The organism is Streptomyces sp. NPDC030183, from assembly GCF_055573455.1.
Window position 1 is genome coordinate 107,719 of sequence record NZ_JBVIBK010000021.1, and the last position, 16,468, is coordinate 124,186.

Genomic DNA, 16,468 nt, shown 5'->3' on the forward strand with positions numbered 1-16,468 from the left:
TTGCGTCCCTGACCACCTTGCCGTCCGCCCCGATCAGCGGCAGCTCTTCAGGCATCTTGGACTCGTCCGCAGAGCCGTCGGGGTTTGACCCACTCCGGAGTGGGCGGCACAGGCGGCACCGCGCCTTCTCGGTCTGCCTGCTATGGGCGGGGCGTCTCAATCGTTTCGCGTGCCCTGGTGTGGGGGCGACGGTACTCGCCGGTCCAACCGTCGCGCCGGCCCGTGTGCAACCCAGGACTCCGAGTAGGAAGCATGGCGTCTCTTGACGTCTTCTTAGCAGGGCCCCGGCATGGACGATCCACCTAAGACTGCCGGGATCCGGCAATGCGGTGAGGCGTCGGCGCGGGCACCATAGGGGGCGAGGAGAGCACGCGACGGATGTCTGATGCCGGGCACCGGCAGGTGTCCGGCATCGGGCTTCGGAGCTGTGCCGAGGTCGTGTGACGGGGTTGATCGGGGGACGGGCATGCGGACGTTTTTGGAGGCCGCCACAGGCTTTCCGACCTTCCTGTTCACCGTCCCCCTCATGGCGGCCGCGGGTTTCTGGCTGCTGGTCGCGGTGGGTGCCGCCGGCTCACGCACCTTCGACGGGGACGCCGACCTCCGTGCGCTGCGGCTGGACGGCGTCCCGGTCGCGGCCGCGTTCTCGCTGTGGACGGGCTTCGCCTGGGCGGGCAGCCTCGGCGCCATCGTCCTGTTGCACCCGCTGGCTTCGTCGGGGCCGGCGCGTGCGCTGACCGGGCTCCTCGTCCTGATCATCGCCCCCTCGGTCTCCTGGTGTGCGGCTCGAGCGTTGATACGGCTGCTGCGCCGCCTCCATCCCGATGAACCCGGGCCGTCCTCGCCGCGTTTCGTCGGGTCGGCCCGCACGGGCCGTTCGGAGGGGGCGGACGGCGGCCTCCTCCCGGGCGCCCGCCCTGCCCCGGAACTTCCCGTACGCCGTCGGGCCGCCTGAGCGAGACCCCCGTCCCCTGCGCCTACACGGTTGCCCCCCGAGGCGCACGGACATGGATGTGGTCCTTCGACGCCCCGGCATGCGTTTCCCTCCTGCATCTTTTCCGATTCCCGATGACGTCCAGGGCTTCGCCGGTCTCGGGTCCCTCAACTGTCAAGGATGTTCCTCATGACTGCCATGATCGTGGGCGCTGGCGTCTGCCTGCTCATAGCGCTCCTCGTCCTCCTCCTTTTCTCCCGGCTGTTCCGCAAGGTGGAGCAGGGCAAGGCGCTGATCGTGTCCAAGACGAGGAAGGTCGATGTGACCTTCACGGGGCAGGTCGTGCTGCCCGTGCTGCACAAGGCCGAGGTGATGGACATCTCGGTGAAGACCATCGAGATCACCCGGGCCGGCAAGGAAGGTCTGATCTGCCGGGACAACATCCGGGCGGACATCCGGATCTCGTTCTTCGTGAAGGTCAACAAGACCGTGGAGGACGTCGTCAAGGTCGCCCAGGCGGTCGGTACGGCACGGGCGAGTGACCGGAACACACTCCAGGAGCTGTTCCACGCGAAGTTCTCCGAGGCGCTGAAGACCGTCGGCAAGCAGATGGACTTCACCGACCTCTACACCAAACGTGAGGAGCTGCGGTACCGGATCATCGAGGTCATCGGTGTCGACCTCAACGGTTATCACTTGGAGGACGCGGCGATCGACTACCTGGAGCAGACGCCGCTGACCCAGCTCGACCCGGCCAACGTCCTCGACGCCCAGGGCATCCGGAAGATCACCGAGCTGACGGCCGTTGAGCACGTACGCACCAACGAGGCCCAGCGCACCGAGGAGAAGGAGATCACCCGGCAGAACGTCGACGCCCGGGAGACCATCCTGGAGCTGGAGCGCCGCCAGGCCGACGCCGAGATCAAGCAGCGGCGGGAGATCGACACCGTACGGGCGAGGGAAGAGGCCGAGACCGCCCGGGTGGTGGAGGAGGAGCGACTGCGGGCGCAGGGCGCGTTCCTCAAGACCGAGGAGCAGCTGGGCATCCAGCGCGAGAACCAGGCCCGCGAGGTCGCCGTCGCCGCGAAAAACCGCGAGCGGGTCATCGCCGTGGAGAGCGAGCGCATCGAGAAGGACCGGCTTCTTGAAGCCATCGCCCGGGAGCGGGAGACCCAGTTGACGCGGATCGCCGCCGAGAAGGAGGTCGAGGCCGAGAAGCGGGAGATCGCCGAGGTCATCCGGGAGCGGGTTGCCGTGGACCGTACGGTCGCCGAGCAGGAGGAGTCCATCAAGAAGCTGCGGGCCGTGGAGGAGGCGGAGCGGCAGCGGCAGGCCGTGATCATCGCCGCGGAGGCGGAGGCCCAGGAGAGGCTGGTCAAGGACATCAAGGCGGCGGAGGCCGCCGAGCAGGCCGCCACCCACCGGGCCGCCGAGGAACTCACCCTGGCCGAGGCCCGGTTGAAGACGGCCGACCTCGACGCGCGGGCCAAGCTGCGCCTCGCCGAGGGCGTGCAGGCGGAGGTGGCGGCCGAGGGCCTGGCCGCTGTCCAGGTCCGTGACAAGGAGGCGGAGGTCATCGAGAAGGCCGGCCGCGCGGAGGCCGAGGCCACCGAGGCACGTATGCGGGCGGAGGCGGAGGGCGCGCGGGCACAGGCGCTCGCCGAGGCCGAGGGCATCGGCGAGAAGCTGAAGGCCGAGGCGGCCGGCCTCACCGAGAAGGCCGCCGCGATGGCCGCGCTCGACGAGGCGTCCCGTGCGCACGAGGAGTACCGGCTGCGGCTGGCGGCGGAGAAGGACATCCGCCTGGCCGGGCTTGACGTGCAGCGGCAGGTGGCCGAGGCGCAGGCCACGGTGCTCGCCACCGGCCTGGAGAACGCCGACATCAACATCGTGGGAGGGGAGTCGGTCTTCTTCGACCGGCTGGTCGGGGCGATCTCGCTCGGCAAGGGCGTCGACTACTTCGTCCAGCACTCCGAGACCGCTCAGGCACTGGCGGGGCCGTGGCTGGACGGCACGGCGAGCTTCACCGACGACCTCACCCGCGCCCTGGGCTCGGTCTCCACGGCCGACGTGCGGGATCTGACCGTCTCCGCGCTGCTGATGAAGCTGATGAAGACGGGCGGCGCCGACTCCGGAGCTCTGCGGCAACTGCTCGACAGGGCGGGTGAGCTGGGGGTCGCGGACACCTCGCTCGCCGCGCTGAACGGCAACGCCAGGAGCTGAAAGGCCGAGCGGCGCGGGCCCACCAACCCGGGGCCGCTCAACGGTCCGGAGCTGCCGCACAGGGGACGGCAGCTCCGGACCGTGTCCTGCCGACCCAGGAGCTTCCACTTCGGAGAGTCCCCGACCTCGTGAGACTTCCGAGTGACATCCGAGAGGGAACGATCGCATGACCACCGGGACGACGGGCCTGGACACCCGCACGTACGAGGCGCTCGACACGGGTACGTACGACGTGCTGCGTGACCGGCTCACCGCGCAGGCCGCCGAACTCGCCCGCCGCGCCGAGGCCCTCAACATCCGCCGCGCCCAGGAGTTCGGCTCGACGCGCCTCGAACTCGCCGGCACCGAGCGGCTGCGCACCGAACACTCCTGTGTGCCCCGGGACCTAGTCTCCCTCGGTGACGTGCTGCTCCTCGGCCGCAACGCCCACACCGGTCGGCGACCCGAGACGGCCGTGAGCGACGTCTTCGCGCTGTACGACCGCGACCTGAACCGGCTGCCCGAGGCCGCCGTGCCCGGTCTGCTCGATGATCCCGACTTCGTGGCGGAGTTCACGGCACTGCACCGTTACTACCGCCAGGCCCACCTGCTGCGCCTGAGCCGTGTCGACGGCAGGCTCCTGGCCGTCTTCCGTACAGGTGAGAAGGCCGACGACATCCGCGTCCTGCGCTGGGCGCTCACCGACGACGTACAGGTGTCCTTCCTCGACGCGCGCGGCGACCGCGACCACGTGCCGCCACCCGCCCACGACTTCGCGTGGACCGAGGCGAGCCGCGAGGACCATGTTCTCGGCCGTCACCCGCATGTGTCCGTCGAGGGAGAGGTCTTCGTCACGACTGTCGGGGGCGCCCTCACCGTCAAGGTCGAGGACGACACGGAGACAGGCGAGGGGATCCACTCCGAGCCCGTCGACGAGCCGTTGCAGTCACTCGCCGATGCCGACATCGCGTACGCGCGGGTGGGCACTCTCGTCCTGCTGCGTATCCGGCCCTACAAGGAGGACGCCCACCGGTACCTGGTGTTTAACACGCTCACAAGGAGTGTCGTCCGTCTCGACGGCATCGGCCCGGCGTGCCGCCGCCTGCCGGAGGACCAGGGCATCGTCTTCCCCGGCGGCTACTGCCTGGCGAACGGCACGCACAGGACCTTCGACGGCATCGGTGCCGACGACCTGGAGTTCGACCGGGTGGTCCGCTCACCCAACGGCGAGGACGTCCTCTTCGCGTTCCACGCCCCCGAGGCGGGCCGCAGCCTGCTGCTGCCGTACAACGTGATCCGCAAGGAGACCGCAACCCCGCTGACCTGCCGGGGCTGGGCCCTCCTCGACGACGGCACGCTCTTCCTGCTGCGTGCCGAGGGCGAGGAGCCACAGCGCGTCCACCCGGTCCAGCTGTGGAGATCCCCCTACGTCTCCGACACCCACGCCGCCGCCCGGCCCCTCGGGGACGGCCCGCTCGCCCGCGTCGGGAACGCCGACCTCGTGCGCGGCATCTCCGACTGCCTCTCCATTGCCGGCGCGGTCGCCGGGACGACCCCGACGAGCGAGGTGTACGAGGCGCTGGTCGCGGCCTGCGTCCGGGCCGCGGACACCCACCACTGGCTGGAGGACGCCGAACTCGGCGATCTGCGGGAGCCGCTCACGGACGTGCGGACGACGGCCGAGCAGGTACTGGCCGAGTTCGAGACCGTACAGGCGCTCACCCGGCAGGCCGCCGACGCGCTCGGTGAGGCCGCGGACCGGGTCGCCCAGGTGGTGCGCCGACTGCGCGGGGAGACCCTGCGGGGCGCCGCCGCCTGGGTGTCCGGCCTCACCGAACTCCGGCAGGCGCAGGGGCAGCTGCTCACGCTCAGGGACATGCGGTACGCCGACACGGCGCGCATCGACGAACTGGCCGCGGACGTCGAGTCCGACCTCGCCGCGTTCGGCCGGCGGGCGGTCGCCCAGCTGGCGCGCGAGGATGCCTTCGCCGACCACCACGCGGATGTCGAGCGCCTCCTCATGGACGCCGCCGCCATCGCCACGGTCGCCGAGGCCACGCCCGTCGCCGCCCGCGTCGACCGACTGGCGGACGGACTGGGCACGGTGACCGAGGTCGTCGCGGGACTCGACATCGGCGACGCCACCGTCCGTACGTCCGTCCTGGAGCGGATCGCCGAGGTCCTGGCCGGTGTCAACCGAGCCCGTGCCGTGCTCGACGGCCGCCGCCGCGAGCTCCTCGACCGAGAGGGACGTGCCGAGTTCACAGCCGAGTTCACCCTGCTGGGGCAGGCGGTCACCGGTGCCCTCGCTTCCGCCGACACCCCCGAGGCATGCGACGAGCAGCTCGCCCGCCTGCTGGCACAGCTGGAGAACCTGGAGGCGCGGTTCTCGGAGTCCGCCGAGTTCGACGACTTCCTCGGGGAGCTGGCCGACAAGCGCGACGAGATCCACGAGACGTTCTCCTTCCGCAAGCAGAACCTCGCCGACGCCCGCGCCCGCCGCGCCGAGCGCCTCGCCGATTCGGCGGCCCGGGTCCTGCGCACGGTCACCCGCCGCGCCGCCTCCCTCCCCGACGCGGACGCGGTCACCACGTACTTCGCCTCCGACCCGATGCCCGCCAAGGTCCGCCGCAGCGCCGATGACCTGCGGCAACTCGGCGACCAGGTACGGGCGGGCGAGCTGGACGGCCACCTGAAGGCCGCTCGCCAGGAGGCCCTGCGCGCCCTGCGCGACCGCACCGACCTCTACGGCGACGACGGTCGCACGATCCGCCTGGGCAGCCACCGTTTCGCGGTGAACACCCAGCCCCTCGACCTCGCCCTCGTCCCGCACGGCGACGGCCTGGCCTTCGCGATCACCGCCACCGACTACCGCTCCCCGGTCACCGACCCCGACTTCGCCGCGACCCGCCCGTACTGGGAGCGCCCGCTGTCGTCGGAGTCCCCGGACGTCTACCGCGCCGAACACCTCGCCGCCCGGCTGCTCGACGAGCACGGCGCGACGGCCCTCGCCGAAACCACGGACCTGCCCGCCCTCGTACGCCGGGCCGCGCAGGAGGCGTACGACGAGGGATACGAGCGCGGAGTCCACGACCACGACACGGTCCTGATCCTGACCGCGCTGCTCCGCCTGCACGAGAACGCGGGTCCGCTCCGCCACGAGCCGGCAGCCCGCGCGTGCGCCCAGCTGTTCTGGGCGCACGCCACGACGGCCGAGGAGCGCGAGGTGTGGACCCGCCGGGCCATGTCACTCGCCCGCGCCCGCGAGACGTTCGGGCTCGCCCCCGCCATCGCCGACCTGCGGGGCGAGCTGGCGCGAGCGATCGGCGGACCCACCGCGGACGCCGCCGCGGCCTACCTCTTCGAGGAACTCACCGGCGGCGCCGACGGCTTCGTCATCGCCGCAGGTGCCCGCACCCTGCTCGAAAAGTTCCGCCGCACGGTGGGGACTTCGGCGTACGACGAGGACCTCACCGCCCTCGGCGACCTGCGGGCACGCCGGCAGCTGGTCGAGGCGTGGCTGTCCGCCTACGCCGCCTCCACCGGCGCGGACCTCGCGCCCGGTGACCTGGCGGAGGCGGTGGCCGCCGAGCTGTGCCCGGAACTGACCCGCTACACGTGCGACGCGCGCCTGACCGAGACGGTCGAGGGACTGCTCGGCACCCACCCCCGCGTCACCGGCGGCACCCTCACGGTCCGCGTCGACGAACTTCTCGCCCGCACCCACGCGTTCCGGACCCACGAGGTTCCCGCCCACCGCGCCTACCAACGTCGCCGCACCACCCTGACGACCACCGAACGCGCCCGGCTGCGCCTCGATGAGCACCGCCCGAGGATCATGTCCGGATTCGTCCGCAACCGGCTCGTCGACGAGGTGTACCTCCCGCTCATCGGGGACAGCCTCGCCAAGCAGCTCGGCACCACGGGCGAGTCCAGGCGCACCGGCACCGGCGGCCTGCTGCTGCTCGTCTCCCCGCCCGGCTACGGCAAGACGACCCTCATGGAGTACGTCGCCGACCGGCTCGGCTTGATGCTGGTGAAGATCAGCGGCCCCGCCCTCGGCCACACGGTGACCTCGCTCGATCCCGCCGAGGCCCCCAATGCCACCGCACGCCGGGAGATCGAGAAGATCAACTTCGCGCTGGAGGCGGGCAACAACACCCTCCTGTACCTGGACGACATCCAGCACACCTCGCCCGAACTGCTGCAGAGGTTCATCCCGCTGTGCGACGCCACCCGCCGCGTCGAGGGCGTACGGGACGGCGAGCCGCGCACGTACGACCTGCGCGGCAAGCGATTCGCCGTCTGCATGGCGGGCAACCCCTACACCGAGTCCGGCAGCCGCTTCCGCGTCCCCGACATGCTCGCCAACCGGGCCGACGTGTGGAACCTCGGTGACGTCCTCACCGGCAAGGAGGACGCCTTCGCGCTCAGCTTCATCGAGAACGCCCTCACCTCCCACCCCGTACTCGCCCCGCTCGCGGGCCGCGACCGCGCCGACCTCGACCTGCTGATCCGGCTCGCCGGGCACGACCCCACGGCCCGCGCCGACCGGCTCACCCACCCGTACGCCCCCGCCGAGCTGGAGCGGATCCTCGCGGTCCTGAGCCACCTGCTCACGATCCGGGAGACGGTCCTGGCGGTGAACGCCGCGTACATCGCCTCCGCTGCCCAGTCGGACACCACCCGCACCGAGCCGCCCTTCCGGCTCCAGGGCTCCTACCGCAACATGAACAAGATCGCCCAGCGCGTCCAGCCGGTCATGAACGACACCGAACTGGCCGCCCTGATCGACGACCACTACGCGGCCGAGGCCCAGACCCTCACCACCGGAGCCGAGTCGAACCTCCTCAAGCTGGCCGAACTGCGGGGCACGCTCACCCCGGAACAGGTCGCCCGCTGGACGGAGGTGAAGACGGCGTACGTCCGTACCCAAGCCCTCGGCGGCCCGGACGACGATCAGCTCACGCGCGCGGTCGCCGCACTCGGCCTGCTCGCCGACCGGATCGCCGCCGTCGAGTCCGCCATCGCTCGGGCCGCGGACCCCCGGAACCTGCTCGCCAACCCGAACGCCCGGCACGCCGCCCACCCCGTGGGCGACACGGAGGGCAACTGATATTCCCTTGGCATATGCGATAGTTTCCGGCGCGGTAAGCGTCCCCTTCCTCTTCCCTGGAGTCACCTGATGGCCCGCCCTCTCACTAGGCGCACGGTCACGCGTTCGCTCGCGGCCGCCGGTGCGGTGCTCGCACTGTGCGGCGCGGTGATGTGGGTGCTGCCCGGGCCCGGTCTTCCCGTACTGCTGGCCGGCACCACCTGTCTCGCGGTCGCCGGAGCGGTTCGGCTGATCGACCGGCTCCGGTGAAAGGAGGGGCCGACATGCACGGCAGTCCGCTCTACCACTGGATCGCTCTGGCCGTCGCCAGTGCCCTGATGCTGCCCCCGGCGATCGCGGTCCTGCGTGGCTGGGTCCCGCCGTGGATGCGACGTCGGCACACCGGCGGCCTGCGGCCCCGTGCCTACGCGCTTCTGTGCTTGTACGGCGGCATGGTGGCCAACGGGGTGCCCCGCATAGCGAACGCCTCGTACGACGTGGTCATGGCCGCCATGCTTGCAGGGATCGGGTTCTACGGCCTCGCGGCCGTTCTGTTCGTCGTGTCCGCCGTCAAGGACAACCGGGCTTCGCGCTGACGCCCAGGAACCCTGCCGAAGGCCCGGAACCCTGCCGGCCGGGGCCCCGGCCGACGTCAGGGGAGCAGACCCGCCAAGGCGACGACACCCAGGGCCAAGGGTGACCACACGACGAACGGTGTCCCTCTGAGCCGTCGGCCCGGATCCGTGACCGGCCGCAGACGGGGGTGGCGGGCCATGACCGTCCGGATGTCGGCCGCCTCCTGTCCGGTGTCGGGACGGCCGAGAGCCGGGCAGGGCCATACAGCCCGGCCACGGGTTGACTGCGGCCGTCGAAGAGCTCCAGCAGGCCGCCGCGCCGCATGTCCACCCGGCTGATCTGCTGCCACGGAAGGAACCTGACGACCCAGAACCGTCGTATCCACACATCACTGTGGCCCGTGGAGACTCGCCACATCCCCAGGCGGCACGCCACACGTGGCGAAAACGGTCGCCCAGCACAGGAAGACCCAGTCCCCCGGAGTGTTGCCGGCCCTTCCCGCAACGTCGGGGCGCAGCACGAACCACAGGAACTGTGAACACCACAGGACGGCGGGACCCGCCCTCCCCAGCCGGCCCGCCAGTTCGGCGGCGCGGCCGGTGGTGCCGGTTCCTGGGCCAGCAGGCGAGCCGTTGTTCACGGGTCTCTTGACGCTGCCGTCTGCTGTCTCTGCGCGCGGCGCGCCGCGTCCGGGTGTACGCAGTGAGGCCGGGGATGTTCACGGGGGTGCCTCCGAGACAGGCGGTCGCCGGGGTGCTGGTCGATGTCCACGTCACGGGCCGGGGGCACGTGATCGGACCTGCGGTTGCCGCCCGAGGAGTTCGGCGAGGCCCTGGCGGGTGGTGGCGAGGACTACCCGGTCCTGGGCGCGCAGGACGTACCCGGGGTGCGGCTCCCACACAAGGCCGGTGGGTCGTTCGGTGTCGTCGTGGGCCGGGGTGCTGGCGAGGTCGGGGAGGCGGTCGTCGGGGGCGGCGGTGTCCAGGGCGAGGACGCGCCAGGCGCCGGGGCGGAAGGACTCGGCGACGGTGCGGCCCGCCAGCTGAGGGTGCCCGGCGACGTCCAGGGCCGCGAAGAGCAGGACACGGCGTTCCACGGGGATGGCGCCAAGGATCTGGCGGCCCATCATGGCTCCCGCGAAGGCGGGTGCGGCGAGGGTGGAGACGCTGCGGCTGCGGGTGAGGGCGTGGGGGTGGGCGGCGCGCAGGGTGCGGTGGACGGCGGTGGCGAAGTCGTCGTCGTACAGGCGCAGGGCCACGCGCAGATGGGCCGCGAGGGAGCGGGCGTACAGGGCGGCTTCGAGGTTGGTGGTGTCGTTGCTGGTGAGGGCGAGCAGGGCGTGGGCCCGGTCGACCCTGGCAGCTTCCAGGACGCCTTCCTGGGTGACGTCGCCGAGGACGGTGGGTACGCGCAGACGGCGGGCGAGCGGGATGCCGCGTGCCTCGGGGTCCTCCTCGACGCACACCACGGGGATGCCGAGTTCGTGCAGCCGGGACAGGACGCGGGTGCCGATCTTGCCGAGGCCGAGCAGGACGACGTGGCCGGACAGGGAGCGGGGCGGGCGGCGCAGGGCGGAGGCGGTGCGGAAGGTGCCGAACGCCTCCAGGGCGGCGGCGAACAGCACGGGCAGGAACAGCAGCCCGGCCAGGCCGGCGAGGAGTTGGAGCACCTGACGGCTCGTGGCCTCGTCGAGGGCGGGGTCGTTGATGGCGAAGAGGTCGAGCAGCGTGAGGTAGGCGGCGTGGAGCGGGTGACCGCCGCTGGTCAGGGCGGTGGCGACGGCGAGAGCCAGCACACAGGTCACCAGTCCGGCCAGTGACCAGCGCAGCCGGGCCGGGAACAGGGTGGCGAGCGGTACACCTCGTCCGGCGAGGCGGCCCGGTGGGGGAGCGGAGCCGGTGTGGGTGACGGTCTCCAGGACGACCGTGCCGCGTCCGGTGGCGGCGGCCACCGTCTCGTCGTCCGGCAGCAGTACCGGCCCCTCCCGGCCGCTGGCGTCCGAACCCTCCGCACCGGCCGGGTCGTCACTGGTCGACGACAGCAGGGCGAGCGTGCACAGGCCGGGGTCGGCCACTTCGCCGGCGGCCGGTGGTGTGCGTTCCACCGCACGCAGCAGCAGCCCGTCGGCCTGGACGACCTTGCTCGTGCCGGCGATGGCGGTGGCCGCGAGCGCGGGAGCCGCGGTGTCCGCGTCCGACAGGACGGTGGTGGAGGTGTCCAGGGCTGCCGGGTCGAGGCCGGGCACGGCCAGGGCGGCTGCCTGGTCGAGGAGTTCCTCCAGGTGCTGTCCGAGCTTGCGGTTGTAGAGACGGATGACCAGGCGCAGCCGGGGGTTGAGCCGGCGGGCGGCGAGCGCGGCGCGGATGTTGCTCTCGTCGTCCCCATGGACCAGAGCCAGTGCGGCGGCCTCGCGCACGCCGGCTTCGGCCAGCACGGTCTCGTCCGGATCGGGCGCCTCGATCACGCGCGGCGCGTCCGGACCGGTGTCCGTCCGCCCGATCACGGACTGCACCCGGCCCAACAGAGCGGAGGCGCGCGCTCGCGCGACGGTGCCGGACCGGGGCGTCGGCGGTACGACGAGGATGACCCGTTCCCGGTACACCGTGGTGAGTTCGCCGGCCAGCCGCTCGGCGAGCGCGTCGTCACCGCACACGATCATGTGGCCCGACAGGGGAGCGCGCCGTGCGGAGTGCGGGAACACCGACACCGTCATACGGGCCCTCCCTGCCCGTCAGGACGAATGCGTACCGATACACATCCCCGACGGTCCACGGCGACGGCCATCCGGCTCTTCCCGGCCTTCCGGCCCTTCACGAACCTCCTCCGACGAGTCGTTCCAGCAGCCCGAAGACCACGACGAGCACCATGAACAGGACCCCCGATCGGCGAAGAGAGCTCTCCCAAGACCGCCGACCAGACTTCCCGGCACACCGGGGGCACCGTACAGGTCCTTTACTCGGCGTTGACAGGTTCTTGGCGCGCAGCCACGGGCGTCCGTTCGTTGCCGGGTTCCGGCATCGTGCGCTGCCCGGGACGAGCGTCAGAGTGCGGTGGGATCTCCGTCGGGAAGAGAACGAGTGAGGGCCCGTGTCAGGCCGATCTTCCGCATGGCCGACCGTGCCTGATCGTCGGGGTGGGTGATGGTGAGTCGTGTGCCGTGCTTACGGGCGGCCCGCAGAGCCGTGCAGAGCGCCGCGCACCCTTCAGGGCTGAGGTGGCTCACCTCCGTCATGCCCACCTCCAAGACCTCCGGGCCCTCGCCGATCAGGCCGCAGAGGCGCTTCCCGTGGCAGGGGCACTGCGGGAGTCGAGGTGACCGCGCAGCCGCACCGCTTCATGTCCCCGATGCGGCTCGGGACCGGACTGACGACGGCGGAAACGGAAGAGGTGCATCAGAGCCTCCGGGGCAGGCCGACATGACCGCCGACCAGACTCCCCGGCACACCTGGGGGCCGCTCAGGCGCCGCGTCGGCCGACCGCCCTTCGACGGACTGCCCGCCTCGGCATCCCCCTGCCCGAACCGGTATCTCCTTGCCGGGGGCAGGCAGCGCTCCGGCACGGGCGGGAGTACGCTCCTGCGACCGTGCGTCAAGAAGACGACAAGGGCGCATTCGATCTGGGGGACCTGTATGGCGGGACGGGACGTGTCCGAGGGGCGCGGGGCAGCGGGACACGAGGCGTATCTGGAGGGCTACGCCGATATCCTCGCCGATGCCTCGGCCACGGGCCGCAGGCTCTCCCGGGACGAACTGGCCTCGCGCCGTGCCCTGGGTGAACAGGCGGCCGAGGCCGGGATCGGGCTGCGTGCCCTGGTCGGCGCCCACATGAAAGCCACCCGGGCGCACTGGCCCACCGGCGGCGAACCGATCGTGGACGACGTGCTGTCCGTCGCCGCGCAGGCTCTTGACGCCTTCGCCGAGGGCTACGAACGGGCCCAGCGCCACGCCGTGCGCCAGGAGGAGGCCGCTCGTCGGGAGTTCATCGACGATCTGCTGTACGGCCGAAGCGACCTGGGCCGACTGGCCCAGCGCGCGGAACGCTACGGGCTGCGGCTCTCGTACGAGCACGCGGTCGCCGTGGCCCGCGGCCCGGCCGCCTACGAGGAGGGCGACCCGGTGCTCCGGGAGGTGGAGCGCGCTCTGAGAGGCCGGTTCGGCGACCGCAGCATCCTGCTCACCACCAAGGACGGCCGACTCGTCTGCGTAGCCCCGGGCGACCAGGACGACGTCCTCGCGTACTTCGCCAAGCAGGCGTTCGCCGCGACCGGCGGCGGACAGGTGGCGCTCGGCCGCCCGCACACCGGACCGGCGGGCGTCGTCCAGTCGTACGAGGAGGCCCTCAACGCCCTCGATCTTGCCGAACGCCTCGAACTCGACGATCCCGTGCTCCGCTCCGCCGATCTCCTCGTCTATCCCGTCCTCACCCGCGACCGGCAGGCCATGGCAGACCTGGTGGAGAACGCCCTCGGCCCCCTGCGCCAGGCCCGCGGCGGCGCCCAGCCGCTCCTCGACACCCTCACCGCCTACTTCGACTCCGGCTGCGTCTCCGCCGAGGCCGCCCGGCGACTGTCGCTGAGCGTGCGCGCCTTCACGTACCGCCTCGAACGCATCCACAAACTGACCGGCGCCGACCCGTCCGACCCGGTCCACCGCTACACCCTCCAGACCGCGGTGATCGGCGCCCGACTGCTCGACTGGCCGACGAAACCCCTCTGATCCGCTCCGGCAGGCACCCAAACGTGACGGTGATCGCAGCGACCCGCCCGCATCGGACACGCTCGGGCCGCATGCCCCGCGCCGTGGCGGTTAGTGTGTAAAGAACGCGTCAAAGGCGCAGGGTGTGCCGGGAAGTCTGGTCGGCGTCGAAGGGGCACGTATGCCCAGAACTCGATGCTGTGGAGGTCTTCCCAGATGCGTGCCCCACGACGTGAGCGTTCCGTCTTCCTCGGCCTGCTGCCCTGGCCGGAGCAGATGCGGGTGGCCCGTGCCCTGCGTACGGAGACGGTCGGCGGGCTGGTGCTGCTGGCGGCGGCCGTGGTGGCGCTGGTCTGGGCGAACACCCCGTGGAGCGGGTCGTACGAGGACCTGCGCGACGCACACTTCGGGATAGCGGCGCTCGGCCTGGACCTGTCCGTGGGGCACTGGACGGCGGACGGGCTGCTGACCGTGTTCTTCCTGGTCGCCGGGATCGAGCTGAAGCGTGAGCTGGTGGTCGGCGAGCTACGGACCCCGGCCACGGCCGCCCTCCCGGTGGTCGCCGCCCTGTGCGGCATGGCCGTCCCCGCCGGCGTCTACCTGGCCACCGTCGGACTCGGCGGCGGCAGCGCACAGGGCTGGGCGGTGCCCATGGCCACCGACATCGCCTTCGCGCTCGCCGTCCTCGCGGTCCTCTCCACCCACCTGCCGTCCGCTCTGCGGGCCTTCCTGCTGACCCTGGCCGTGGTCGACGACCTCGGCGCGATCCTGGTCATCGCGGTCTTCTTCACCAGCGACCTGAACCCGGCCGCACTCGCCGGGGCCGTGGCCGGACTGGTCGTGTTCTATCTGCTCCAGCGCTTCCGGGTGCGCGGCTGGTGGTGGTACGTGCCGCTGGGCCTGGTGATCTGGGCGCTGATGTACAACGGCGGTGTGCACGCCACCGTGGCCGGTGTGGCCATGGGCCTGATCCTGCGCACGGTCCGCGACGAGGACGAGAACGCCTCCCCCGGGGAGCGGACCGAACACCTGCTGCGGCCCGTCTCGGCCGGGGTGGCGGTGCCGCTGTTCGCGCTGTTCGCCGCCGGGGTGAGCGTGTCGGGCACCGCCCTGGGCGCGGTGTCCACGCAACCGGAGCCACTGGGGGTGGTCCTCGGCCTGGTGCTGGGGAAGACGGTGGGCATCTTCGCCGGCACCTACCTCGCCGCCCGCTTCACCCGGGCCCGCCTCAACCCCGACCTGGCCTGGGCGGACGTGTTCGCCCTCGCGGTACTGGCGGGCATCGGCTTCACCGTGGCCCTGCTCATCGGCGAACTGGCCTTCACCGATCCGGCCGACGTCGAGCACGTCAAGGCGGCCGTGCTGCTCGGCTCCCTGATCGCCGCCGTCGTCGCGGCCCTGCTGATCAAACGCCGCAACGCCGTCTACCGCCGCCTGTGGGAGGCCGAGAACCGGGACGAGGACGCCGACGGCATCCCCGACATCTACCAGCGCGCCGCCCTGGGTCGCGATGGTGCCGAGGGCACGGGCTGAGACCTCGGCGATGCGAGCTGGAGAAAAGGAGCCGAAGGTGAAGGATCCGTTCGGACGGGGCGGTGTGGTCGACATCGCGATGGGGTGGCTGGCCGTCCTGGTTTCGGCAGCTTTGTTGGTGAAGGGCATAGAGCTGTCCAGGCACGGGGCCTCGCGATGGTGGCCAACGATCGCGGGCGGGATGGTCGTACTCAGCCTGCACGGCTTGTACCGAATCCGCAGGGACAGCCCCCGGAGCGGCTCGTGAGTGCTCCGCCTTCACTTGCCGCCGCCGGATAGGGTGACGGCCGCGCGGGGTGCGATGGGCTCCGCACGAAGTCCCTACCCATCCCCGGCGTGTGGGCGTACGCGGAAGGGTGCTGGTCCCCGTCGCCGAGTCGGCCAGGGCACTGAGCCAGGCAGTGGGGCTGCGCGCCGCGGCCGCCCGTGTCGACGCGGCCGTACAGGCCCCCGCTCTCGCCCCACCGCCCGCCTCACCACCCCGCCCGCTTCCTTCCGGCCCGCAATGAGGGGACACCAGAAGGGGGCCGATCGGGCGTTCAATAGTCCGGGACCGGTCGTGTGACGAGTCGTCACAAAACGAGAGTAGAAGGGACTTGGCTACAAGGCTGGGCCATAAGGGGGCATCACTGACGTCCCGTCACACTTCTGCGCGCGTGTCGGGCATTGGCTGCTCCACACGACGACATGGACGCCACTGTCGGATATTGGGATCTGACCTGGTCAGCGCCTCACAGGGAGCCTGGCGGGCGCACACGCTCGCCAGGGGGAAGACGCTGCCGAAGCCCGCCGCAGAAGGACCGGAACGCGGCCGGTACAGACACGCGACCGCAGCCGCAGCAAGGGGAAGGCCAGCGATCAGGGCCATGGCACCCCAGGTGGCCGGCGACAAGACAAAGGGCAGGCCCTGGCCGTCACCGACGCCCGCCTCTAGGTGTATTGATCACGAGCGTTGTTAACGCTGGGCCGGCTTGATCATGGCGAAGGCCTCCGTGTGAGGTGGAGGTGTCGAATCTTCACCGCACGGAGGCCTTCATTCCCACCGTAATGCCCGGCTGACCGTTCACGGCAGGCGACTGCTCGTCGAACGTGTCCGCTCGGGCCGCCCCGTCGCGCACGTCGCCGCCGAGATGGGCATCTCCCGCCCCACAGCCCACAAATGGATCCGACGCTGGCGATCCGAGGGCGAGGCCGGGCCTTGCCGACCGCTCCAGCAGGCCCCGGACCACACCGCACCGCACTCCGGCGACCGTGGAGGCCCAAGTCTGCCGCCTGCGCCAGGACCGCAAACTCGGCCCCGCCCGCATCGGACCCGTCCTGGGCCTGCCCGCCTCCACCGTGCACCGGATCCTGGTCCGCCACCGGCTGAACCGCCTGGCCTACCTGGACCGGCCCACCGGCCAGATCATCCGCCGCTACGAACGCGACCGGCCC

Annotated in this window: 8 protein-coding genes and 1 pseudogene; 8 read left to right on the top strand and 1 reads right to left on the bottom strand. The window is 71.5% G+C overall.

Annotated elements, in window-relative coordinates; all coding sequences use genetic code 11:
• The first annotated feature begins 526 nt into the window (after window positions 1-526).
• From ACZ4Z2_RS25125 to ACZ4Z2_RS25145, 5 genes are all read left to right on the top strand, one after another.
• On the top strand, window positions 527-955 hold the full coding sequence (locus ACZ4Z2_RS25125; protein ID WP_468078901.1) for a hypothetical protein: 429 nt from the start codon (window positions 527-529) through the stop codon (window positions 953-955).
• 168 nt (window positions 956-1,123) lie between these two features.
• The gene (locus ACZ4Z2_RS25130) at window positions 1,124-3,157 is read left to right on the top strand and encodes an SPFH domain-containing protein (protein ID WP_468078902.1); all 2,034 of its coding nucleotides are present in this window, start codon (window positions 1,124-1,126) and stop codon (window positions 3,155-3,157) included.
• Between the two features lie 166 nt (window positions 3,158-3,323).
• On the top strand, window positions 3,324-8,252 hold the full coding sequence (locus ACZ4Z2_RS25135; RefSeq protein ID WP_468078903.1) for a DNA repair ATPase: 4,929 nt from the start codon (window positions 3,324-3,326) through the stop codon (window positions 8,250-8,252).
• A 69-nt stretch (window positions 8,253-8,321) separates the two neighbouring features.
• A complete protein-coding gene (locus ACZ4Z2_RS25140; RefSeq protein ID WP_468078904.1) occupies window positions 8,322-8,501 on the top strand; it encodes a hypothetical protein in 180 nt (59 codons plus the stop codon).
• A gap of 14 nt (window positions 8,502-8,515) precedes the next feature.
• Entirely contained in the window at window positions 8,516-8,827 is a 312-nt protein-coding gene (locus tag ACZ4Z2_RS25145) for a hypothetical protein (RefSeq protein WP_468078905.1), read from the top strand.
• Window positions 8,828-9,579: 752 nt separating this feature from the next.
• Here the strand turns inward: ACZ4Z2_RS25145 and ACZ4Z2_RS25150 are convergent.
• Window positions 9,580-11,520 carry an NAD-binding protein gene (locus ACZ4Z2_RS25150; RefSeq protein ID WP_468078906.1) on the bottom strand — a complete coding sequence of 647 codons (1,941 nt, stop codon included), beginning with the start codon at window positions 11,518-11,520 and terminating at the stop codon, window positions 9,580-9,582.
• A 916-nt stretch (window positions 11,521-12,436) separates the two neighbouring features.
• Between ACZ4Z2_RS25150 and ACZ4Z2_RS25155 the strand changes: the two genes are divergently transcribed.
• The 3 genes and pseudogenes from ACZ4Z2_RS25155 to ACZ4Z2_RS25165 form a co-directional block, all read left to right on the top strand.
• The gene (locus tag ACZ4Z2_RS25155; protein WP_468078907.1) at window positions 12,437-13,522 is read left to right on the top strand and encodes a PucR family transcriptional regulator; all 1,086 of its coding nucleotides are present in this window, start codon (window positions 12,437-12,439) and stop codon (window positions 13,520-13,522) included.
• Window positions 13,523-13,717: 195 nt separating this feature from the next.
• The gene (nhaA, locus tag ACZ4Z2_RS25160) at window positions 13,718-15,034 is read left to right on the top strand and encodes a Na+/H+ antiporter NhaA (RefSeq protein ID WP_468078908.1); all 1,317 of its coding nucleotides are present in this window, start codon (window positions 13,718-13,720) and stop codon (window positions 15,032-15,034) included.
• Window positions 15,035-16,089: 1,055 nt separating this feature from the next.
• Window positions 16,090-16,468 (top strand): annotated as a pseudogene (locus ACZ4Z2_RS25165) (helix-turn-helix domain-containing protein); the annotation flags it as partial.